The organism is Litoribacter ruber, from assembly GCF_018449405.1.
In the GTDB taxonomy this organism is placed as follows: Bacteria; Bacteroidota; Bacteroidia; order Cytophagales; family Cyclobacteriaceae; genus Litoribacter; species Litoribacter ruber.
Map to the genome: position 1 here is coordinate 47,128 of NZ_JAHCMY010000009.1, position 21,815 is coordinate 68,942.

At 43.5% G+C, this 21,815-nt stretch carries 22 protein-coding genes; 19 read left to right on the forward strand and 3 right to left on the reverse strand.

Features of this window, described 5'->3' with window-relative positions:
- From KI659_RS14260 to KI659_RS14290, 7 genes are all read left to right on the forward strand, one after another.
- Positions 1-1,224: a cysteine desulfurase gene (locus tag KI659_RS14260; RefSeq protein WP_213946037.1), complete on the forward strand. Its 1,224-nt coding sequence runs from the start codon at positions 1-3 to the stop codon at positions 1,222-1,224.
- A complete protein-coding gene (locus KI659_RS14265; protein WP_213946038.1) occupies positions 1,221-1,655 on the forward strand; it encodes a SufE family protein in 435 nt (144 codons plus the stop codon). The genes KI659_RS14260 and KI659_RS14265 overlap by 4 nt, the downstream gene beginning before the upstream one ends.
- Positions 1,652-1,993 carry a DUF59 domain-containing protein gene (locus KI659_RS14270; protein ID WP_213946039.1) on the forward strand — a complete coding sequence of 114 codons (342 nt, stop codon included), beginning with the start codon at positions 1,652-1,654 and terminating at the stop codon, positions 1,991-1,993. Before KI659_RS14265 ends, KI659_RS14270 begins: the two co-directional genes overlap by 4 nt.
- A gap of 12 nt (positions 1,994-2,005) precedes the next feature.
- Positions 2,006-2,422 (forward strand): BrxA/BrxB family bacilliredoxin, encoded by a 417-nt coding sequence (locus KI659_RS14275; RefSeq protein ID WP_213946040.1) that lies wholly within the window; start codon positions 2,006-2,008, stop codon positions 2,420-2,422.
- A 298-nt stretch (positions 2,423-2,720) separates the two neighbouring features.
- Entirely contained in the window at positions 2,721-4,007 is a 1,287-nt protein-coding gene (locus KI659_RS14280) for a citrate synthase (RefSeq protein WP_213946041.1), read from the forward strand.
- Between the two features lie 173 nt (positions 4,008-4,180).
- Positions 4,181-4,441: an acyl-CoA-binding protein gene (locus KI659_RS14285; protein ID WP_213946042.1), complete on the forward strand. Its 261-nt coding sequence runs from the start codon at positions 4,181-4,183 to the stop codon at positions 4,439-4,441.
- 228 nt (positions 4,442-4,669) lie between these two features.
- Complete coding sequence (locus KI659_RS14290; protein WP_213946105.1) at positions 4,670-6,379, forward strand: DEAD/DEAH box helicase; 1,710 nt, start codon at positions 4,670-4,672, stop codon at positions 6,377-6,379.
- Positions 6,380-6,457: 78 nt separating this feature from the next.
- Here KI659_RS14290 and KI659_RS14295 read toward each other — a convergent pair whose 3' ends face one another.
- On the reverse strand, positions 6,458-7,699 hold the full coding sequence (locus KI659_RS14295; RefSeq protein ID WP_213946043.1) for a S8 family peptidase: 1,242 nt from the start codon (positions 7,697-7,699) through the stop codon (positions 6,458-6,460).
- 294 nt (positions 7,700-7,993) lie between these two features.
- On the opposite strand from KI659_RS14295, the gene KI659_RS14300 reads away from it, so the two are divergent.
- The 3 genes from KI659_RS14300 (at position 7,994) to KI659_RS14310 (ending at position 9,686) form a co-directional block, all read left to right on the forward strand.
- Positions 7,994-8,704 carry a 16S rRNA (uracil(1498)-N(3))-methyltransferase gene (locus KI659_RS14300; protein ID WP_213946044.1) on the forward strand — a complete coding sequence of 237 codons (711 nt, stop codon included), beginning with the start codon at positions 7,994-7,996 and terminating at the stop codon, positions 8,702-8,704.
- Positions 8,701-9,195 carry a hypothetical protein gene (locus tag KI659_RS14305; RefSeq protein WP_213946045.1) on the forward strand — a complete coding sequence of 165 codons (495 nt, stop codon included), beginning with the start codon at positions 8,701-8,703 and terminating at the stop codon, positions 9,193-9,195. Before KI659_RS14300 ends, KI659_RS14305 begins: the two co-directional genes overlap by 4 nt.
- 146 nt (positions 9,196-9,341) lie before the next feature.
- Complete coding sequence (locus tag KI659_RS14310; protein ID WP_213946046.1) at positions 9,342-9,686, forward strand: hypothetical protein; 345 nt, start codon at positions 9,342-9,344, stop codon at positions 9,684-9,686.
- Here the strand turns inward: KI659_RS14310 and kdsB are convergent.
- Entirely contained in the window at positions 9,683-10,417 is a 735-nt protein-coding gene (kdsB, locus tag KI659_RS14315; RefSeq protein ID WP_213946047.1) for a 3-deoxy-manno-octulosonate cytidylyltransferase, read from the reverse strand. The two genes, KI659_RS14310 and kdsB, sit on opposite strands and share 4 nt — an antisense overlap.
- 104 nt (positions 10,418-10,521) lie before the next feature.
- Between kdsB and KI659_RS14320 the strand changes: the two genes are divergently transcribed.
- Together KI659_RS14320 and KI659_RS14325 are read left to right on the forward strand one after the other, a co-directional pair.
- Positions 10,522-12,381, forward strand: a complete 1,860-nt coding sequence (locus KI659_RS14320; RefSeq protein WP_213946106.1) for a CocE/NonD family hydrolase — start codon at positions 10,522-10,524, stop codon at positions 12,379-12,381.
- 161 nt (positions 12,382-12,542) lie between these two features.
- Complete coding sequence (locus tag KI659_RS14325) at positions 12,543-13,088, forward strand: ferritin (protein ID WP_213946048.1); 546 nt, start codon at positions 12,543-12,545, stop codon at positions 13,086-13,088.
- 44 nt (positions 13,089-13,132) lie between these two features.
- Here the strand turns inward: KI659_RS14325 and KI659_RS14330 are convergent, their stop codons facing one another.
- Positions 13,133-15,643 carry a phosphoenolpyruvate carboxylase gene (locus KI659_RS14330; protein ID WP_213946049.1) on the reverse strand — a complete coding sequence of 837 codons (2,511 nt, stop codon included), beginning with the start codon at positions 15,641-15,643 and terminating at the stop codon, positions 13,133-13,135.
- Positions 15,644-15,963: 320 nt separating this feature from the next.
- Between KI659_RS14330 and KI659_RS14335 the strand changes: the two genes are divergently transcribed.
- Genes KI659_RS14335 through mnhG form a run of 7 tightly spaced genes read left to right on the forward strand, consistent with a single transcriptional unit; the run spans position 15,964 to position 21,684 of the window.
- Positions 15,964-18,270, forward strand: a complete 2,307-nt coding sequence (locus tag KI659_RS14335) for a putative monovalent cation/H+ antiporter subunit A (protein WP_213946050.1) — start codon at positions 15,964-15,966, stop codon at positions 18,268-18,270.
- A gap of 2 nt (positions 18,271-18,272) precedes the next feature.
- Positions 18,273-18,683 carry a Na+/H+ antiporter subunit B gene (locus tag KI659_RS14340; protein ID WP_213946051.1) on the forward strand — a complete coding sequence of 137 codons (411 nt, stop codon included), beginning with the start codon at positions 18,273-18,275 and terminating at the stop codon, positions 18,681-18,683.
- Entirely contained in the window at positions 18,684-19,037 is a 354-nt protein-coding gene (locus tag KI659_RS14345; RefSeq protein ID WP_213946052.1) for a Na+/H+ antiporter subunit C, read from the forward strand.
- On the forward strand, positions 19,034-20,560 hold the full coding sequence (locus tag KI659_RS14350) for a proton-conducting transporter transmembrane domain-containing protein (protein WP_213946053.1): 1,527 nt from the start codon (positions 19,034-19,036) through the stop codon (positions 20,558-20,560). Before KI659_RS14345 ends, KI659_RS14350 begins: the two co-directional genes overlap by 4 nt.
- A complete protein-coding gene (locus KI659_RS14355) occupies positions 20,557-21,036 on the forward strand; it encodes a Na+/H+ antiporter subunit E (RefSeq protein WP_213946054.1) in 480 nt (159 codons plus the stop codon). Before KI659_RS14350 ends, KI659_RS14355 begins: the two co-directional genes overlap by 4 nt.
- Positions 21,033-21,308, forward strand: a complete 276-nt coding sequence (locus KI659_RS14360; RefSeq protein ID WP_213946055.1) for a cation:proton antiporter — start codon at positions 21,033-21,035, stop codon at positions 21,306-21,308. Before KI659_RS14355 ends, KI659_RS14360 begins: the two co-directional genes overlap by 4 nt.
- Positions 21,301-21,684, forward strand: coding sequence for a monovalent cation/H(+) antiporter subunit G (gene mnhG / locus KI659_RS14365; RefSeq protein WP_213946056.1), 384 nt, complete (start codon positions 21,301-21,303; stop codon positions 21,682-21,684). The genes KI659_RS14360 and mnhG overlap by 8 nt, the downstream gene beginning before the upstream one ends.
- Positions 21,685-21,815 lie beyond the last annotated feature (131 nt).

The window sequence follows — 21,815 nt, forward strand, 5'->3', positions numbered from 1 at the left end:
ATGAGTTTAAATATCCAAGACATCAGGGCTTCCTTTCCGATACTTCACCAAGAAGTAAATGGGAAGCCTTTGGTCTATCTAGACAATGCTGCCACGACTCAGAAACCCCTTTCTGTTATCGAGGCGCTTGACTATTATTACAAAACTGACAATTCAAACATTCATCGTGGTGCCCACACCCTGGCGGATAGGGCTACCCGAAAATACGAGAATACCAGAGAGCTCATTCAGAAATTTATTGGGGCAAAAGAAGTGGAAGAAGTTATTTTCACCAAAGGCACCACTGAAAGCATAAACTTGGTAGCTTCCTCCTTTGGGAGAAAGTTTGTTAAAAAAGGCGACGAGGTAATCATTTCAACCCTTGAACACCATTCCAATATAGTACCCTGGCAACTGCTCTGCGAGGAGGTGGGCGCCATTCTCAAGGTTATTCCTATCAATGATAAGGGAGAGATTATTTTTGAGGAATTTGAAAAGCTACTTACATCAAAAACCAAGTTAGTTTCCATCGTTCATGTCAGCAATGCTTTGGGCACGATTAACCCTGTAGAGGAAATCATTGCCAAAGCCCATGCCGTGGGAGCCAAAGTTATGCTTGATGGAGCACAGTCCTCCTCACACTTGACGATCGACGTGCAAAAACTCGATTGCGACTTTTTTGCCTTTTCAGCCCATAAGATCTACGGTCCCACCGGCCTAGGAGTTCTTTATGGAAAAAGGGAAGTATTGGAGTCCATGCCACCTTATCAGGGAGGCGGGGAGATGATCAAGGAAGTCAGCTTTGAAAAGACCACTTTTAATGAAATTCCATTCAAGTTTGAAGCAGGAACACCCAATATCGGGGATGTGATTGCTTTCGAAAAAGCTTTGGAATTTGTCAATACGGTCGGTAAGAAGCAGATCGTAGATCATGAAAACGAGCTTCTCGCCTACGCTACCGAAAAACTTTCATCCATTAAAGGGTTTATCCCCTATGGCACTGCCGACAATAAGGTAAGCGTCCTGTCATTTTTGATCCAGGGCATGCATCCCTTTGATGTGGGAATGATGCTGGATGCCGGAGGAATTGCCGTGAGAACAGGCCATCACTGCACGCAGCCCTTGATGAACAGATTCCGAATCGAGGGAACTGTTAGAGCTTCCTTCTCTGTTTACAACACATTGGAAGAAGTGGACAGGCTTTACGAAAGTGTGAGCAAGATTGCCAAACTAAAGAACAAATGACAGACATCAATAAGGTACAGGACGAAATCATCGATGAATTTGAAATCCTGGGGGACGACAGGGAATCTACCATATTTTATATAATGGAGCTTGGCAACCAACTTGGAGCTTTTCCCGAAGAGGAAAAAACCGAAGACAATATTATTAAAGGTTGCCAATCCAAGGTTTGGTTGATCACCACCACCGAGGATGACAAGGTGGTATTCCATGCCGACAGCAACACCGATATTACCAAAGGGCTGATCAGCCTTTTGATTCGTGTGATGTCGGGCCGAACTCCCCAGGAGATCATCAATGCTGACCTTTATTTTATAGAAAAGATTGGAATGGGAGGCATCATTGGTTCCCAGCGATCCAATGGTTTGGCTGCCATGATCAAGCAGATGAAATTTTATGCAATAGCGTACCAGTCCAAGATGAACGCCCTATGAGCCAAGAAACAGAAAATAATACCCAGTTGGAAATTCCTGAACTGAAGGAAAAAGTGGTAAATGCCATCAAGACGGTTTATGACCCTGAAATTCCGGTGGATGTTTACGAGTTGGGATTGATCTATGAAATCAGTGCATACCCTGTTAATAATGTGTATGTGCTGATGACGCTGACCTCTCCAAACTGTCCAGCTGCCGAATTTATCCCTTCAGAGGTAAAGTCCAAGATCCAACAAATACAGGGTGTCAACAATGTAGAGATAGAACTTACCTTTGACCCACCCTACTCTCAGGACATGATGTCCGAGGCAGCCAAATTAGAATTAGGTTTTTTATAAAAAAAGATAACTATGTATCCAGAAGAATTAGTAGCCCCAATGAGATCTGAATTGACTGAAGTTGGTTTTCAGGAATTCAGAACTGCCGATGATGTAGACAATCACTTGAAAAGCCATAAAGGAACAACCTTTATTGTGATCAATTCTGTGTGCGGCTGTGCTGCAGGAGCGGCCCGACCGGGAGTGAGAAGCGCATTGGAGAAATCATCTAAAAAGCCAAGCACCTTAGCCACCGTATTTGCTGGAAACGATACCGAGGCGGTGAAAAAAGTGAGAGAATATACCCTTCCCTATCCTCCTTCCTCACCTGCCATGGCTTTATTTAAGGATGGTGAATTGGTTCACTTCCTTGAACGGCACCACATCGAAGGCCGGAATGCCCAGTTGATAGGTGACCACCTTGTTGAGGTATTTGAGCACTATTGTTAAAAAATTAAAAAGCCCGCATGGGCTTTTTTGCTAAATACCTATAGGCATTGAAAAACCTTTGGTTCAGAATTTTGTTTTGGTTTGGGCGCTAACCTTCATATAAAGAATATGGTCCCGCTTCAAGGCTCAAAGAGAAAAAGGGAATTGGGAAAAAATAAGCAATAAAAATTCACGGCTTTCATCACAAAATGCACCAGTTGAAATAATTTATCGTGTATTTTATGCCCAATATTGTTAACTTAATGCCAGAATTTTAAATTATTCTTTAGAATTTAACTACATATAAAATATAAACTTTATGTCTGAATTTGCTAAGTTATCCTTTGATGGAAAAGAGTATTCGCTTCCTGTAATCGAAGGTACTGAAAATGAGAAGGCAGTAAATATTGCCAAGTTGAGAGGTGAATCTGGGCTGATCACGATTGACCCAGGATATAAGAACACAGGTTCCACAAAAAGTGCCATCACATTTTTGGATGGTGAGCAGGGTATCCTCAGATACAGAGGCTACAGAATCGAAGACCTTGCTGAAAAGTCCACCTTCCTTGAAGTGGCATACCTTCTCATCTATGGCGAGCTGCCCAACCAATCGGAATACGAAAAATTCAGCAGAGAAGTAACCACCCACACTTTAGTACACGAAGACATCAAGAAGATCTTGGACGGTTTCCCTTCCAATGCTCACCCGATGGGCGTTCTTTCTTCTTTGATCTGTTCCCTCACTGCTTTCTATCCTAATTCACTGGATCCTAATAGATCTGCTGAAGATGTTAACCTAAGCATCGTCCGTCTATTGGCTAAAATGCCAACATTCGCGGCTTGGGCATATAAGAATGAAGTAGGCCATCCGGTCAACTATCCTGACAACAGCTTGGACTATTGCTCCAACTTCTTGAAGATGATGTTTGCCTTACCGGCTGAGAACTATGATGTAGACCCAGTTGTGGCCAAAGCGCTTGATCAGTTGTTAATCCTTCATGCTGACCATGAGCAGAACTGTTCTACTTCTACTGTTAGAATTGTGGGTTCTTCTCATGCTAGCTTGTACGCATCTATCTCAGCAGGGATCAACGCACTTTGGGGACCGTTGCATGGCGGCGCAAACCAATCTGTAATTGAAATGCTTGAAGCTATTAAGGCTGATGGTGGTGACACGAAGAAATTCTTGGACAAAGCCAAAGACAAAAACGACCCGTTCAGACTTATGGGCTTTGGACACAGAGTTTACAAAAACTTTGACCCAAGAGCTAAGATCATCAAAAAAGCCGCTGACGATGTATTGGCCAAGCTTGGTGTGAATGATCCAGTATTGGATATTGCCAAGGAGCTTGAAGAAGCTGCCTTGAACGATCCATATTTCGTAGAAAGAAAGCTTTATCCAAATGTTGATTTCTACTCCGGTATCATCTACAGAGCACTAGGCATCCCTACGGATATGTTCACAGTGATGTTTGCCCTAGGTAGGCTTCCAGGCTGGATTGCTCAGTGGAAAGAAATGAGAGAAAACAACGAGCCAATCGGCCGTCCAAGACAAGTATATACAGGTGCAAACGAAAGAGATTACGTTTCCATCAACAAAAGATAAGACCCGTTTTATTTTGTTTAAAAGGCTACCAACTTTGGTAGCCTTTTTTTATTAACTACCCCATCTTGCTCCTCGGATTTCCCCGACATTTAACAAAAATTATCCGTTCGGGCGACAAACTCTAAGCTATTTGGGTTAGTTTTGGAAACCGAAACAACTAAAACAAGTTTACTATGGAAATCAACAATTTAGAAGAAGCGGTTGCGTTGACCAAAAGATTCACCAGCAAACCTGATAATGAAAACCTATTGAAGCTTTACGGCCTTTATAAGCAGGCTACAGAAGGTGACAACAACACCGAGCGTCCGGGAGGCTTTGATTTTAAAGCAGCTGCGAAATATAATGCTTGGGAAAAACTGAAGGGCACCTCAAAAGAGGAGGCTGAGCAAAAGTATATCGCCCAAGTAAAATCCCTTTCACAAAATCATATGTAATCAGATGGCGGGTTGAGGCCCGCCTTCCAAAATAATCCACTTTTATTTTAGGTTTATTAACATCAAAATTTTATTGATTTTACCACCCTGCTTGGTAATTCAAAATATTTCCCCTACCTTTGCACCCGAATTAAAAATTATCATTTTTCTAAGCCGTGGGTTTCCTTACTGTCTGTCGTGTATGGGATACTTCTGGAAATCATGGCAAAGAGAAGTAAGGAAAAAATCATGGAAAAAGAATTATTATTCTCAGACCTTGGGATTTCTGCTGAAATCTTAAGGGCCGTGGAAGACATGGGCTATACCCATCCATCCACTATTCAAGCACAATCAATCCCATTCCTTTTGGAAGGAAAAGATGTTATCGGCCAAGCACAAACTGGTACCGGTAAAACAGCAGCTTTTGGGATTCCGATTATTGATCAAGTTGATCCATCTTTGAACAAACCTCAGGCGTTGATCCTTTGTCCTACAAGGGAATTGGCCGTACAGGTAGAAGGTGAAATTGTAAAATTAGCAAAACACAAAAAAGGCGTCTCCAGTACTTGTATTTATGGAGGCGAGCAAATTGACAGACAAATCAGAAGCCTTAAAAAAGGTGTTCAGATTGTCGTAGGTACCCCTGGACGTATCATGGATCACATGAACAGAAGGACTTTGAACCTAGACAATGTGGGTATCATCATTTTGGATGAGGCGGACGAGATGTTGGACATGGGCTTTAGAGATGACATTGAGACAATATTAAGCTCAATGCCTGAAGAAAGACAAACGGTATTCTTCTCTGCCACTATGGCTAAGCCTATCTTGGACCTTACTAGAAAATATCAGGACAACCCTGAGATTGTTAAGGTATTGAGAAAAGAGTTGACTGTTGAGAACATCGCACAACACTACTACGAAGTTAAGCCTTCGTTGAAGATGGAGTTGATGACAAGGTTGATGAATATCAATCAATACGCGCTAAGCGTGGTATTCTGTAACACGAAAAGAGCTACAGATGAAGTAACTGAAGGTTTGATTGCCAGAGGCATCCAAGCTGAGGCTCTTCACGGAGATCTTTCTCAAGCTCAGCGTACCAAAGTAATGAACAAGTTCCGTAAAGGACATTGTACTGTCTTGGTAGCAACTGATGTTGCCGCTAGAGGTATCGATGTGGACAATGTGGAGGCTGTATTTAACTATGACCTTCCTTTGGACGAAGAGAATTACGTTCACAGAATCGGAAGAACCGGTAGAGCGGGTAAATCCGGTACTGCCATTAACTTCATAACTGGAAGAAAAGATGGTTTCAGATTGAGAGATCTTGAAAAGTTCATCAAAACTTCCATTCAGAAAATGACTCCTCCATCTGCTGATGAGTTGGTAGAGCTGAAGAAAGATCAATTGGTAAAAGATGTTTACAGACAACTTTCCATTGAGGAAGATACGCAGTTCTACGAAGCTGCTATTGGCCAGATGCTGACTGAAGGCTTGAGCCTGGAGCAAATTACCATCGGACTGATGAAACTTCAACTAGGTGGATCTTTGAAAGAAGTTTCAGATTTCAATTTCGATTTGGATCTAAGCAGACCTTCAAGAGACAGAGAAAGAGGTGACAGAGGTGATAGAGGAGCCAGACGTGGTGTTCGTGGAGAAAGACCTGAAAGAGGTGCTGGACCAGGTGCGCGTCGTTCCAGAGAAAAAGGCCCTAGAGATGCCAACATGGCTAGGTTGTTCCTTAATCTTGGTAAAAAAGACAGAATCAGACCGAATGACATTGTAGGTGCTATCGCCGGTGAAACCGGAGTACCAGGCAGAAGCATTGGAGGAATCGATATTTTCGACAACTTCTCTTTTGTGGACGTTCCTTCTAAGGATGCCAAGCATGTAATCGACGTTATGAATTCTAATACCATCAAAGGTAAAGCAGTAAATATTGAGCTTTCAAAAGGTTGATTAGTTTATAAAGGTTAATGTTAAAAAGAAAAGCGCCATCAAGTTGATGGCGCTTTTTCTATTTTTACCGCATTGTTATTATCTTCTAGCTTTTCGGTCAGGGTTACCATCCGGATCATTGGTAACATAACCTGACCATCTTACCGTACCGTTGTTTGCCAAAAGGATTCCAGCCACGTGAGGGGTAGCCATGGAGGTTCCGTTGATGGCGCGGTAGCCGCTTCCTATCCAAGTGGAGTAGATATTTACCCCAGGTGCAGAAACCACAATTGGCGGGTTTCCAAAGTTGGAAAATGAAGCAAATCTACCGTTGATATCATAAGCGGAAATAGTGTAAAGCCTGGTACCTGTGGCTCTTGCTGGAGAAACATTGTTGGCGTTTTGGCTTTCATTCCCCGCTGCGATTGCGCAAAATACGCCCTTGGCTGCCAGATTCCTTACCGCATTATCCAAAGCAGTTGAAGCAGGACCGCCCAAGCTTAGGTTGGCCACATCGTTAGCCAAGGCCACCTGAGTGGTGTAATCGATTCCCGACACAATAGTAGAAGTGGCAGAGCCGCCAGTTGGACCGAATACTCTTACCGGTACCACAGTAGCTCCGGCAGCCACGCCGATTACTCCAATGGTGTTGTGAATGGCAGCGATAGTACCCGCTACGTGGGTTCCGTGACCATTTTGATCTGTAGGCGATGAATAGCCAGACACAAAGGATCTTCCATATTGGGAGTTTACATTCAGGTCTGGGTGGTTGAGCTGAATACCGCTGTCAATGACAAATGCCCAGCGATTAAGTCCCGAAGCATTTACTGCCCCACCGATCTCGGTGATGCCCCAAGGGGTAGTCTGGCCACTGCCTCCAGACTGAAGCAGGATGCTGTTTACAAACATGTTTGGCATCTTGAAATCTTCCAGGTAATAGATTTGATCTTGCTCGATAAATTCTACCCGATCATCCTTTTCCAAATCAGCAAGTTCATCAGGACTCAAGCGGGCTGAGAATCCTGCCAAAGCAGATCCAAATACGTGATCCACTTGCTCCGGTTTTAATCGGAATCCTTCCAAAACCTCTTTTCTCAAAGCTTCCTGCAACTCATCGTAGCCTTTAAGGCGGGCATTTCTATCCTCATCCTTTCTGGCTCCCCAATTTTGGATGGTTTTCAGTCCAGTTTCTTTCAATACTACTATGTATTGGCCTGGAATCAGGGTTTCATCTACCTTTGCCTCACTGGCAAAGTCATCCATGTTTTCATTTTGGCAAGAGGAAAAAATCATTCCTGCTATTGCAAATGCTACAACTGCCTTTACTCTAAAATTGACCATAAATTTCATTTAAATAAGGGTATGTAAAACAAAATACTTTTAAATGTTTTTGCGCAAAACATTCTACCAATAACGGAAATTCCAATCTTATTCAAAATCAATTTTATCTATGAAAAATCAATTTTGATAAATAAGTTATTTCAAATAAAAAAAATGGAATTTAACATTTGAAATAAATCCTTTTGGCCTAACAAAAAATTTTACAAATAATTGTTCAAATAATCCTTAATAATTTAAGAATAAAGAGTTTTCAGGTATTTTTGACTATTTTTGAATTCTTTAAAGTAAAAATTTATGCAGCTTTTTTACCATCCAGAGCTTACCTCCCCTACTTTCCAATTGCCGGGAGAAGAATCAAAGCATCTGGTTAAAGTACTGAGAAAGAAAGTCGGAGACCAGATTCACTTCACCGATGGAAAGGGCAAAATAGCTCTTTGCCGGATTGACTCCATTTCCCAAAAGAGCACCACCCTACAGGTATTGGAGGAAACCATAGCCCCTGAAAAGCCCTACCAAATCCACTTGGCAATTGCCCCTACCAAAAATGCGGACAGAATGGAGTGGATGACAGAAAAAACGGTGGAAATAGGGCTGGATAGGATGATCCTCATGAAAACGGATAATTCCGAAAGAAATTTCCTCAAGTCCGATCGGTTGGAGAAGAAGGCTGTTTCGGCCATGAAGCAAAGCCTGAAGAGTGTATTGACGGAAATAGAAACCGGTTTGGATTTCAAGGACATCATCGCTGATCCCCACTATGCACCTTTTGAAAAATTTATCGCCTATGTGGATCAAAACATCCCCAATCATCTCTTTGAATTGGCAAATCCCAAAAATAAATACCTAATTTTGGTTGGGCCGGAAGGAGATTTCAGCCCTGATGAGATAAAGGCAGCAATTGAGGCAGGCTTCAAACCCTGTTCTCTGGGCCACAGCCGCTTGAGAACCGAAACCGCTGGATTGGCTGCCGTACATACGTTGAACCTATTAAACGAAATATCATGAGAATATTTAAAGCTTTTGCAATCGCAGGCTTGGCCGCATTCACCCTTTCCTCGTGTGACAACAATCAGGACCAGCAGGCTGTAGGAACTGACGGCTGGCTGAAAGGTGACCAAAACGAGAAATTCGAAGAACTCGCCAACCAAATGGGTGGCTTCAGCCGGACCATGGTGGAAGTGGCCTATAGATACAGCGAACTTTATTGGGCGGGCCAGGATGAAAACTGGGACTATGCCGACCACCAGTTAGAGCACCTACTCGAAACTTTGGAAGACGGAATGAAAAGAAGACCGGCCAGAGCAGATAATGCGCAGCACTTTATCGACAATGAAATTGCGATGATGGAAGATTTAATTCTTCAAGGAGACAAAAACGCATTTTTGGAAGGATTCAGGACGTTTACCACCGGTTGCAATTCCTGCCATGCCAAGGAAAATGAGTCGTTTATTACCATTAAAGAGCCTCAGGTGAGAACCTCACCGGTAAGATTTTAATAAATAATTCCAAACAGCTAGCAGTACGAAAATAGTTGGATTATAATTTGTGGGATGTAAAAAATACCCCGATCGCGGTATTGTATGGTGTTGGTTAATTGCGGAAATTTGCACCAGTTATAAATATAATAACTAAACACAAATCAATGCGAGTTTTCAAAATATCCCTTTTTCTAGCTGTTTGGACTTTTATTATTGTCTTTTCTCTTAACATTGCTGGCACCTTCGACCCCATCCATATTGCTGGATACGAAACATTTTTCCTGAAAATGACCTACCCGGTCCTATTGTTTTTGGTGGGAGCTGGCATTTTCAAATACTTTAAGATTCTTACCCCTCCCCTTTTGGTGATCACTACCATCACCTGTTTTTTCTTTGTGGGCAAAGAATACTCCAATATGATCTACCTATTGCCGGTATACCTACTAATGTACTTAGGTGGATATTTTGGCGCAGACTGGTATGAGAAAAATATTCAGTTAAGGGATTAATGCCCCTTTTCTGATTTATAAAATTCAATTGCCTTTCCCAGATCAGCGGGGGTGTCAATTGCAATGGTCTCATGGTTGGTGTAGACCATTTTTATTTTTATCCCTGCCTCCAATAACCTCAACTGTTCCAACATTTCCGCCTCTTCCAAATAGGATTTTGGAAGCTGGGTAAATGATATCAAAGCATTTTTTCTATAGGCATACACCCCTATATGCCTGTATACGTTCTTCTGGATATCCTGATTTCTGAAATATGGAATTGGTGATCGGCTAAAATACATAGAGTAGCCCTTCTGATCCACCACCACTTTTACGGCATTGGGATCATTGTATTGTTGTAAATCCTGAATGCCTGTCATCAATGAGGCCACTTGCACATCATCGTCCTCAAAAACTTCCACAAGCTTCGAAAGGGACTCTGAATCCTGAAACGGCTCATCCCCCTGCACATTTACCACCACGTCACCATCCAGCTCTTTGGCTGCCTCCGCTATCCTATCCGACCCGCTTTGATGCTCTATTTCACTATAAAAAACTTTTCCACCCTCCTTTTCAATCAGGGATCTTATTTCCTGGTGATCGGTCACCACCACTACCTCGTCAAAAACACCTGAGGCCACAGTACTCAAATAAGTTCTCACGATGACGGGCTTACCACAAAGGTCGGCCGTAAGCTTGGCTGGAAAGCGGGTGGCCGCATATCGGGCAGGGATAAGTGCAATTTTTTTCATAGGACAATTTTAGTGAATTATCCCCAAATATCACTCCTTATCATATTCTTTGGCGTTTTTTTAAGGTTTTTGGTATATTAGTTTAGAATATAATTGAACCCATGATGAAAAAACTCACTTTTGCCTTTTTATTGTTGGTATTGATCCAACCCCTTTCTTTTGCCCAGTCCTATGTACAGGACAATTATGAAAAGAAAGAATATCAGATCCCCATGCGTGATGGGGTTAAACTCCACACCGTAGTCTATTCTCCTAAGGACACAAGTCAGGATTATCCCGTGGTGATGCAAAGGACACCCTATAGCGCTGGTCCTTATGGGGAGGACAAATTTAAGCCTGCTTTGGGCCCTTCCGAAAAAATGATGCGGGATGGATACATTTTCGTCTACCAGGATGTGAGAGGCAGATGGATGTCCGAAGGCGATTATGACAATATGCGCCCGACCGTTCCTTTTCGAAAAGAAGGCATGACGGAAATCGATGAGAGCACCGACACTTATGACACCATTGAGTGGCTTTTGGAAAATGTAGATAATAACAATGGCAGGTTTGGCCAATGGGGCATCAGCTACCCTGGCTTTTATTCAGCTGCCTCATTGCCTTTTGCCCATGAAGCCCTGAAAGCTGTTTCGCCTCAAGCGCCAATTGGTGACTTTTATTTCGACGATTTCCACCACAATGGCGCCTACTTCCTCAGCTACTGGCTGGCGACCACGGTCTTTGGCTATCAGCACGATGGCCCAACAGATAAGGCCTGGTACGAAATGGTAGACCCAGGGACGAAAGACGGTTACCAGTTCTTCATGGACATGGGCCCCTTGAAAAATGCTGACAAATATTATAAGGAGGATAATTTCTTCTGGACCCAACTCAAGGAAAATCCTGATTACAATGAATTTTGGCAAGAAAGATCCATTATCCCCCACCTGAAAGAGGACATCAAGCCTGCTGTGATGGTAGTAGGTGGCTGGTTTGATGCGGAAGACTTATACGGTCCGTTGGAAATCTATAAGACTATCGAAAAGCATAACGACAACTACAACACCATTGTGATGGGACCGTGGTCTCATGGAGACTGGGCACGGGAGCGGGGTGTTCAGACGGTCTCCAATGTGTATTTTGGGGATTCCATTTCAACCTGGTATCAAGAAAATATTGAGTCTAAGTTTTTCCACCATTTCCTCAAGGGTGATGCAGATGGCCAAACTGACCTGCCTGAGGCTTACATGTTTGATACAGGGAAAAAGGAATGGTTCACCTTTGACACTTGGCCGCCAAGTGAGGCTGAACAAGTCTCCTATTATTTCCATGCAAATGAAAAGACCAGCCGCGACAAACCAACTGGAGAAGGAAAGGAAACATTCACCTCGGATCCCAACAAACCCGTCCCCTACAGTCAGGACATCAAACTTAATTTCACACCAAGAAAATACATGGCCGATGACCAGCGTTTTGCCGCCCGCCGTCCGGATGTGTTGGTATTTGAAACTGAGGTATTGGACGAAGATGTCACGATGGCGGGAGAAATTTTTGCCAACCTGATGGTTTCCATCACGGGCACCGATGCCGATTGGGTGGTAAAATTGGTAGATGTATATCCAGCCGACACCCCTAACCATGACCATGTGCAGGACGGCATGCAGATGGGCAACTACCACCAAATGGTACGTTCGGAGGTGATAAGGGGTAGATACAGAGAAAGTTTCTCGGATCCAAAACCATTTATTCCGGAAGAAGTGACTGAAGTTAAGTTCCAGCTACAGGATGTACTCCACACCTTCAAAAAAGGGCACAAAATCCAGTTCCAAGTACAGAGCACATGGTTTCCCCTTATTGATCGAAACCCTCAAAAATACGTGGACAACATTTTCAAAGCTGAAGAAGAGGACTTTATAAAGGCTGACCATACGGTCTATTTCTCAGAGGAGCATCCTTCCTATATCCAGGTTCAGGTAATAAAATAACCAAAGACAATTTATTTAAATTAAGTACAAATTAAATCAACAGAATATTATTCTAAGATATTTAATTATACCAATTCCAAATTAGCAGAAACAGAACTATTAAGCTTAATTTTTGATTAGTTTTGTTAATATCATTTGGAACAATTAAACATTAATCACATATGAAAGGTAAAGAAATAGTAACTCTGAAGCGTTCGCTTCTTCATGATACGGAAAAACACCTCAACAAACAGATTGAGATGGAAGGCAAGTCTTCAGCTTACTACCTCTCAATGGCATCTTGGTGTGACATGATGGGTTATGCCAACGCAGCGAAGCATCTTTATGCCCACTCCGAAGAGGAAAGACAGCACATGCTGAAAATCTTCCACTATATCAATGAAGCGGGGGGACACGCCATCCAGCCGGCTATCGACAGCATTCAGCATCACTTCAACTCTTTGAGGGAGGTATTTGAACTGATCTTGGAGCATGAGATCCAGGTAACCAAATCGATCAACAAGATTGTGGACCACTGCTTTGAGGTTAAGGATTTCGCCACGTTCAGCTTTATGCAATGGTATGTCACCGAGCAGAGAGAAGAGGAGACCTTGGCAAGAAGAGCATTGGAAATTTTCGACATCATTGGAGAAGCGGGTATTGGTCTTTGGACAATTGATCAAGAACTTGGGAAACTTCACAACCTCACCAACGAAGGTGGGATGTAAAGTAAAAAGGCTGCCTATCAACAGGCAGCCTTTTTTTATTGTGTTTAAGCAGCGTTCCTTGCTGCATTGATGATTCCAAACATTGATCGCAGGATTAACCGCTGATAAACTTCCTCATCTTTCAGCTCAGGATTTTCAAGCAACTTCTGTATTCCATACTGCTGAATGGTGATCAAGGGCAACACGATCCGTTCTCTAATGGCGATTGAACTTTTAATCACCGGCGTTTCCTCCAATAGGGAATTCATCCCGCTCACTTCCAAGATGTACTTTAGTGACTCTTGGTATTCCGAATGCATTTTTTTCCAAAACTCTCCATATTCCTTATCTTCCGATAAATACTTCGTGGCTTTATAATTGGACTTGGCCATAGACTGCATACTGTTTCCAAGCAGGGTCCTGAAAAACAGGGAATCCTGAAACAGTTTTTTCACATCTTCCAGCTTCCCTTCTTTTTCCATGGTGGAGATGGCATTTCCGATCCCATAAAACCCCGGGATGTTCTGCTTCATCTGCGCCCACGCCCCTACAAATGGGATGGCTCGAAGATCATCAAAGGACATCCCCTCATCCTTGTTGCGCTTCACGGGACGGGAACCAATATTGGCCTCACCAAAATATTTCAGGGGCGTGATGTGCTCTAAGTAAGGGACGAATTTGGGGTGGTTTTTGAAATCCTTATAAGCATCATAGCTATACTTGGCCATTTGCTCTAGAATTTCCCGCTGCTCATTTGACAATTGCTTTTCGGGGGTTGGGTAAAGATGGTTTTCCAAGCCGGCACTCAGTAACTGCTCCAAATTATAGGTACAGGTGATTTCCTTTCCGTAATTTGCGCTGATGGTTTGCCCTTGTATCGTAACCTGGATTTCCTCATTTTCTACCTCAGTACCAAGGGAAGCATAGAAATTATGCATATTCCCACCCCCTCTAGCCGGAGGTCCTCCCCTGCCATCAAAAAACACCACCGCCAGTCCAAATTCCTTCGAAACCTTAGTCAACTCTTCCTTGGCTCTCAATATTGACCAGTTGGCCCGGATATACCCACCATCCTTGGTGCCGTCCGAAAAGCCCAACATGATGGTCTGCTTCATGGACCTATTCTTCAAATGCTTGGAATATCGCTCATCCTGATACAGACTCCGCATGATGCCAGGGGCATTGGCCAAATCATCAATGGTTTCAAACAACGGCACAATATCCAGCGGCAATCCATCTTCCTTTGGAAAAGTGAGCTGTGCTAAACGGTACACCTCCATGATGTGCAATTCAGATTGACAGTTGGAAATTATATAGCGATGCAGCCCTTCCTCCCCATTCTGCTTTTGAATCAGTGGAATGGTTTTGAAACTTTCTACCATTTCTTTATGGAAATCATCCTGATAGCTCTCCGGCAGGCTTTGAGTGGAAAACAACTCCTCCATGGTAGGCGACTGATCAGTATTCAGAATTTCCTTCCATAGGCCATCATGCTTGCGGCTGTCTTGGCGCACATCCATGCTGGCAAAATGAAACCCAAAAATTTTGATCTTCAAGATGTACTCATCTAGCAGATCCAAGAAGAGGCCGTTGTGATAGGTGATTATCGCTTCTCTGGCTTCATAAAGTTGGGAAAGAAGCTCATCCTTTTGAATGGGGTTTTCCTGATCAGCAAATAGGGACTGATAAATATCACCCTCTACTTTTAGAATAATCGGCTCCACCTTTTTGAAGCTCAACCTTCTCCTCAGCTTTCTGATATCCCTGTAATAACACTTGAGAATCCACCTCTGCAACCTGCTTGCAACCGTTTTAGTAACCTCATGGGTGACAAATGGATTTCCGTCCCTGTCCCCTCCTGGCCAAAACCCAATCTGAAAAAGCTGGGGGTTGTCCCAATCATGGATGGAAAGGTTGAGCTGTTTCAAGATCCTGAAAATGATATCTGGGATACTGAAGTAGAATACATTTTCCAAATACCAGAGTAAACTGGCAGCTTCCTCTTCAGGTGATGGCTTACTTTTATTGATAAAGGCCGTTTTTCCGAGCTGCTGTAGGTACAGGTTGATATGTTCCAGGTCATTGGATTCGATGGCAGACTCAAGGTCAGTGATGATCCCTAGCACATTTCCGGGATAAAACTGAGTGGGGTGAGCTGTCAGGGTGATCCGGATGGAAAAGGTTTTGAGCTTTTCGATTAGCTTTTTTCTGTTGCCATCGGCTTCTGCCCGGGCCACCAGAGCTCGCATGCTGCCCTTGCCATTGATTTCATTGATCTTTTCAAATGCCGCATCCTCAATGGAATCAAAAAGAACGACCTGTCGCTCTACATATTGGATGAGCTGAAAAAGCACATCGTGTCTCTCCTTTTCACTTTTCGACTGTAGCATTTCCTCAAAAAACTTTTCGATGATTTCTTTGGGGCTCATCCCTTTTTCCAGGCCTTTTTCACAGGCAGAACCCAATATGGGCAACAGGGTTCCCGTCTGATAAATATCATCGAAGGGCAAATCGAGAAACAAGCTATTGTAGATGGTAAAGCGTTTGCCTACCTCTATTTCATAAGTTGATTTCATTAGTTTAATAGGTTAGTGTTTAGATGAAGTTAATCAAAATGCTGCTTTTTTTGAATTATTTTGAAAAAGTACCCTCAAATAAAATTTCCGGTTTCCTCCCCTGAAAAACAACCTGTTCATTTTCAATGTTTTACCCAACAAGCTTTAAATCTGAGCTCACCGATCATCAAAAGCCAGATTAAGCTTCTCATATAATTTTTGTATTTTGCAAAGAAGCAAAGGCAGGTCCCCAATGGATTTTGCTTAACAAAATAGCTTTTACCGATTTGATTTTCAATCATTTGCCTTATCCATTTTAAATAGAATTAGAAAACATCTATATGCTCCTTTCTGTTTTATCAGGATTTCTATTAGCAGCCTGTTTGCCTGTTATCGGCAAACAAATTAAAGGGAACTTATCCATTCTCCTTTCGGCCCTTCCGGTTATTCTGTTTATTTATTTCCTCAGTTTTATCCCAGGAGTAGCCAACGGTGAGACCTATCATTTTACTTACAACTGGGTCCCTCAGCTTGGGATAAATTTTGATTTCCATCTGGACGGGCTTTCTCTTCTGTTCACCTTGCTGATTACCGGGATAGGCTCGCTTGTCTTTATTTATACTAGTGCTTATTTGAAAGGACACGTCTATTTGGACAGGTTTTATGGCTACTTGGCCATGTTTATGTCATCCATGCTGGGGCTGGTGCTATCAGACAATATCATTACGCTTTTCATTTTCTGGGAATTGACCTCCATCAGTTCGTTTTTCCTGATTGGTTTTAACAATGATAGTGAAGCATCAAGGAAGTCTTCCCTCTTGGCTTTGGGTATCACCGGATTCGGAGGACTGTTTCTTCTGGCGGGAATGATTCTACTGGGCTATGTCACGGGAAGTTACAGCATAGTAGAGCTAATGGGCCAAACGGAGCTCATCCACAACCATCCCTACTTTGTCTTGATCTTGTTTTTGGTATTCATGGGTGCGTTTACAAAATCCGCCCAGTTCCCATTTCATTTCTGGCTTCCCGGCGCCATGAAGGCACCAACACCTGTTTCCACTTACCTACACTCAGCCACCATGGTAAAAGCCGGTATTTACCTACTGGCTCGATTTACTCCTGTACTGGGTAACCATGAGTATTGGAATACCACGCTGATAATCATAGGTGGGGTCACCATGCTGTATGCGGCCATTCATGCGGTTTTCAGATTGGATCTGAAAGGTATCCTGGCCTACAGTACCATTTCAGCGCTTGGGGTATTGGTATTTCTCATCGGACTGGGAACGGATGATGCGCTTTTGGCGGCATCTGTCTTTATTCTGGTCCATGCACTTTACAAAGCAACCCTCTTCTTGGTCACAGGGATCATAGATCACGAGACAGGAACCCGCGATGTCAGCCAGCTTTCAGGATTGAACAAAGTAATGTTACCGGTGGGGATTGCTGCAATATTGGCGGCCATTTCCAATGCTGGTATACCACCGTCCTTTGGTTTTTTGGGAAAAGACCTGATTTACGAAGCAACCCTTCACTACGGTGACTGGGCAATTGTCCTTACTGTCGCAGCTGTTCTTACCAATATTTGCCTCCTATTTGCCGGTTTTCTGGCGGGGATCAAGCCTTTTTTGGGGAAATTACCGCAAAAATATGAAAAGCTTCATTTGCCAAGCCCACTGATGTACGTTCCCCCAATGATTCTTGCCGGACTTGGGATTGTGTTTGGAGTGCTGCCCATGATCATTGACTCTCCACTGATAAAGCCAGTGGCTGCGGCTATTTTGAACACCAGTCCTGATTTTCATCTTGCCTTGTGGCATGGATGGAGCGTTGTTTTGCTCTTGAGCACCATCACTATAGGGGGTGGACTTGGGTTGTATTTTATCCTGAAACCATCTGAAGGCCTTCTGGCTAAAGCCACCCGGTTTGAGCCTATCTCGCCGATGAGCATTATCCTTCGATGTACCAGAATCTTTGAATCTACCGCCAAGGGAGTTACCAACGTGCTGCAAAACGGCTATTTGAGATATTATGTGATATCTATCTTGACTTTCTTATCCGTCCTTTTGGCCTATAAGATTTTCAAGGGCATTGATCTGTATGTCAACTTTGGGAAACTCACCGAAATCACCCTATACGAAGCCATTGTGCTGGCCATCATGGCGGTTTCCATTGTTTTCACCGTCTTTACTCGCTCTAGGTTGGTGGCAGTGGCGGCTATGGGGATCATCGGTTATAGCATCTGCCTGATTTTCCTCTTCTACTCGGCACCGGATCTTGCCATGACGCAATTTTCCATCGATACCCTTACCGTCATTCTATTTGTACTGGTGCTTTATAATTTGCCCAAATACCTCAAATTATCGGACACGGGTTCCAGGGTGAGAGACGGCATGTTGGCTTTGATTTTTGGCGGACTCATCAGCTTGTTGACCCTTGAAGTGTTGAATGAGCCATTAGAGAGAGAGATTTCTGCCTATTATGCTGAAAACGCCTACACTCTTGCCAAGGGAAAAAATGTCGTAAACGTGATCCTGGTAGATTTCAGGGGGGCAGATACCATGGTGGAAATCATCGTACTTTCCATTGCGGCCATAGGGGTTTTCAGTTTGTTGAAGCTCAGACTTAAAAGCATTGAAAAAGAATAAGCATGAAAACAATCATATTTAAAACGGCATCGAGCTACCTACTGCCTTTGTTGCTATTGTTTGCCATATTCATTTTACTCAGGGGCCACTATTTGCCGGGAGGCGGATTTGTGGGAGGCCTGATCGCGGCGATAGCTTTCGTCATCCACTCCTTTGCCAACGGCATCGAAAAAACCAGGGGTATCATCAAATTCCACCCGGGATTTCTCATGCCTATAGGTTTGGCTTTGGCACTTATAGCAGCCATTGCGCCTCTTTTCACAGGGGGAGCCTTGATGACGGGGCTTTGGTTTGAAAACCCAGTGCCTGTGATAGGCATGGTTGGATCCGCCCTGTTTTTCGACATTGGGGTTTTTCTGGTTGTGGTGGGAGTTACCTTAACCATTATCTTTACTATTTCAGAAACTATATAAATGGAGTTATTACTGGTCATAATTATCGGGCTACTGTATGCGGCAGGCATTTACATGATGTTGCGGCGTAGCTTGGTCAAACTCATCATCGGCCTCATCCTGCTGGGCAACGGGGCCAACCTGCTGATTTTTCTTTTGGGAAGAATTGTCAAGGGAAAACCACCCATCATCGACGATGCCTCTTACGTGCTGGCCGAAATTTACGCCGACCCAGTGCCACAGGCTTTGATCCTTACCGCCATTGTGATCAGCTTTGGTCTGCAGGCCTTCGCCATCATCCTGATCAAAAGGGCCTATAAGGTGGTCAAAACAGATGACCTTGATGAAATGAATGCAACTGACGAAGATTTATGAGCAACCCTTACATAATTTTACCTATCATTTCCCAGCTGTTTACAGCCATTCTTTTGATGTTCTTTTGGACACAAAAGAACACCCAAAAGGCTATCAGCGTAATTATGAGCTTGGTCACGCTGGGTATTTCGGTGTGGCTACTCACCATAGTGCTAAAAAACGGAATCCATGTGACCCAAGCGGGAAGCTGGGAGGCCCCTTTTGGAATTACCTTTATAGCGGATCCCTTAAGTTCGCTAATGGTACTGTTGACCTCACTGGCAGGATTGGCCGTATCGATCTTCTCAGTGGGCAGCGTACGCAATGCGCGGGTACGTTTTGGCTATTTCCCGATATTCCATTTTCTCCTTATGGGATTGAATGGCGCATTTTTGACAGGGGATATTTTCAACCTGTATGTATGGTTTGAAATTATCATCATATCCTCCTTCGTTTTGATCACCTTGGGTGGGGAGAAAGCCCAAATAGAGGGTTCTATCAAGTATGTGACCATGAACCTGTTGGCATCGGCCATATTCCTGACGGCCATTGCCATCCTGTACGGCCTAGTGGGTAGCCTGAACATGGCGGATCTTTCGATAAAAGTCGCCAATTTGGAAAACCGAGGACTGGTGAATGTTACGGCCATACTTTTCTTTGTCGGCTTTGGTATCAAATCGGCTGTTTTCCCCTTGCATTTTTGGCTTCCTGCCTCCTACCACACTCCTCCTCCGGCCATTTCGGCCATTTTTGGGGGATTGCTGACCAAGGTGGGTGTATACGCCTTGTTGCGTGTGTTTACCCTTATATTCGTTCCAGACGAATTTATGATTAACCTCATCAGCTGGGTGGCAGGGCTCACCATCCTAACAGGATGTATTGGCGCTTTAATCCAAAATAACATCAGGAAAGTGTTCAGTTACCTAATTGTGGGCCATATTGGATACATGATTGCCGGCTTGGGTATGTTTACCGAGGCCGCCCTTATTGGGACCGTTTTCTATTTGATCCATGATATCATCGTGAAGACCAACCTGTTTATGGTCAGTGGTCTGATCTTCAAAATTAAGGGTACCTTTAGCATGCGCAACTTAGGCGGGCTGTATAAGGAGTATCCAAAACTTTCCCTTTTGATGGCAATTCCCATATTTTCACTGGTAGGTATTCCGCCGCTATCAGGTTTTTGGGCCAAACTCTTCTGGGTAGAATCAGGTTTTGCTATTGAGAACTTTATGCTGGTGGCCTTCATCATTGCAGGAAGTTTCTTGACTTTGTTTGTGATGGCAAAACTTTGGGCGGAAGTATTCTGGAAAGATGGGGACAAATTGCCGAAAAAGATCAATGTGAAATATTTCTGGGAGCTGAAGCCTCTAAAAAGAACCGCCATGGTTTTCCCAATTGTGTTTTTGTCCTTGATTTCCCTTTATATCGGACTTGGCGCCGACCATGTGATCCAACTGAGCACCATTATCGGAAAGCAGCTAATGGATACCACGCCATATATTGAAGCAGTTTTGGGACCTATAAATGAATCGCAGCCATGATAAAGACCAAATTACTCAGCAATATGTTGCTGGCCATCATATGGGTTTCACTTACCGGGAATTTCTCCGCCGAAGGATTCGTATTCGGCTTCCTGTTAAGTTATATCCTACTTTGGCTGATTTCCACTTCCCGCAGGGATGACAAATACTTTACCCGCGGGCCCAAAATTATTGCTTTCTTTTTCTTCTTCATCTATGAATTGGTCAAGGCCAATTTGCAGGTAGCCTATGACGTGATGACGCCACGTTATTATATGAAGCCCGGGATAATCCGTATACCGCTTACTGCCAAAACAGATCTTGAAATCACCCTTTTGGCCAACCTGATTACCCTCACGCCGGGCACCTTGAGCTTGGATGTGTCTGATGATAAAAAGGTACTATACGTTCATGCCATGTATGTAAGTGATAAGGAAGCATTCATTCACAGCATCAAGAATGGCTTTGAAAGAAAACTATTAGAAATTTTGCGATGAGTCTATACGAATATTTATACTATATCATATTGCCGCTACTGGCCATATCCATCCTGATCATCTTTGTTAGGTTTCTGAAGGGCCCTACCTTATCCGATCGGGTTGTGTCGCTGGATCTAATCATTACCACTGGGATAGGCATCATTGCTATATACAGCATCCATACCAACCAGCCCACCTTTTTGGATATTGCCATGATTTTGGCGCTGATTGCCTTTTTGGGTACAGTGGCCTTTTCTTATTATTTGGAAAAAAGAGAAAAAAATGACTGAAATCAGTATCGCTATATTGTCCACCTTAGGTGCCGTCTTCATTTTCCTTGCCGCCGTCGGCGTGGTGAGGATGCCCGACCTCTATTTAAGAATTTCTGTGACCACCAAGGCAGCCACCTTGGGAATTGGCCTGATCCTGATCGCGGCAGCTTTTTACTTCAATGACCTTTCCATCACCTCAAGGGTGCTGGCCATTATCCTTTTTATGCTTTTGACTGCCCCGGTGGGTGCGCACATGCTGGGAAGGGCCAGTTATTTTACTGGCGTGAAGATGTGGAAAAATTCGGAATATGACGACCTGAAGGGTAAATACCACCCCAAAACCCACGTACTTTCTTCCGAAGAAGAGCCGGATGACGTGAAGAAAAAGGTTTAAAAAGCTAGTAGATCAAAGTGGAAAAGCAATGGCCAAAAAATGGCCACCCAGGACATTAAGTTCTAAAGAAGCTACTCAAAGCCTCTTTGGCGCAAAATGTTTAAGAAAAGTGTCAAGTAAAATTAGAACCT

Coding starts and splice junctions, on each gene's coding strand:
- KI659_RS14350 (WP_213946053.1), top strand. CDS start 19,034: ATGAGCAACCCTTACATAATTTTACCTATCATTTCCCAGCTGTTTACA.
- KI659_RS14305 (WP_213946045.1), top strand. CDS start 8,701: ATGAGAATATTTAAAGCTTTTGCAATCGCAGGCTTGGCCGCATTCACC.
- KI659_RS14335 (WP_213946050.1), top strand. CDS start 15,964: ATGCTCCTTTCTGTTTTATCAGGATTTCTATTAGCAGCCTGTTTGCCT.
- KI659_RS14325 (WP_213946048.1), top strand. CDS start 12,543: ATGAAAGGTAAAGAAATAGTAACTCTGAAGCGTTCGCTTCTTCATGAT.
- KI659_RS14260 (WP_213946037.1), top strand. CDS start 1: ATGAGTTTAAATATCCAAGACATCAGGGCTTCCTTTCCGATACTTCAC.
- KI659_RS14355 (WP_213946054.1), top strand. CDS start 20,557: ATGATAAAGACCAAATTACTCAGCAATATGTTGCTGGCCATCATATGG.
- KI659_RS14280 (WP_213946041.1), top strand. CDS start 2,721: ATGTCTGAATTTGCTAAGTTATCCTTTGATGGAAAAGAGTATTCGCTT.
- KI659_RS14290 (WP_213946105.1), top strand. CDS start 4,670: ATGGAAAAAGAATTATTATTCTCAGACCTTGGGATTTCTGCTGAAATC.
- KI659_RS14265 (WP_213946038.1), top strand. CDS start 1,221: ATGACAGACATCAATAAGGTACAGGACGAAATCATCGATGAATTTGAA.
- KI659_RS14345 (WP_213946052.1), top strand. CDS start 18,684: ATGGAGTTATTACTGGTCATAATTATCGGGCTACTGTATGCGGCAGGC.
- KI659_RS14270 (WP_213946039.1), top strand. CDS start 1,652: ATGAGCCAAGAAACAGAAAATAATACCCAGTTGGAAATTCCTGAACTG.
- KI659_RS14340 (WP_213946051.1), top strand. CDS start 18,273: ATGAAAACAATCATATTTAAAACGGCATCGAGCTACCTACTGCCTTTG.
- kdsB (WP_213946047.1), bottom strand. CDS start 10,417: ATGAAAAAAATTGCACTTATCCCTGCCCGATATGCGGCCACCCGCTTT.
- KI659_RS14285 (WP_213946042.1), top strand. CDS start 4,181: ATGGAAATCAACAATTTAGAAGAAGCGGTTGCGTTGACCAAAAGATTC.
- mnhG (WP_213946056.1), top strand. CDS start 21,301: ATGACTGAAATCAGTATCGCTATATTGTCCACCTTAGGTGCCGTCTTC.
- KI659_RS14330 (WP_213946049.1), bottom strand. CDS start 15,643: ATGAAATCAACTTATGAAATAGAGGTAGGCAAACGCTTTACCATCTAC.
- KI659_RS14300 (WP_213946044.1), top strand. CDS start 7,994: ATGCAGCTTTTTTACCATCCAGAGCTTACCTCCCCTACTTTCCAATTG.
- KI659_RS14295 (WP_213946043.1), bottom strand. CDS start 7,699: ATGGTCAATTTTAGAGTAAAGGCAGTTGTAGCATTTGCAATAGCAGGA.
- KI659_RS14320 (WP_213946106.1), top strand. CDS start 10,522: ATGAAAAAACTCACTTTTGCCTTTTTATTGTTGGTATTGATCCAACCC.
- KI659_RS14360 (WP_213946055.1), top strand. CDS start 21,033: ATGAGTCTATACGAATATTTATACTATATCATATTGCCGCTACTGGCC.
- KI659_RS14310 (WP_213946046.1), top strand. CDS start 9,342: ATGCGAGTTTTCAAAATATCCCTTTTTCTAGCTGTTTGGACTTTTATT.
- KI659_RS14275 (WP_213946040.1), top strand. CDS start 2,006: ATGTATCCAGAAGAATTAGTAGCCCCAATGAGATCTGAATTGACTGAA.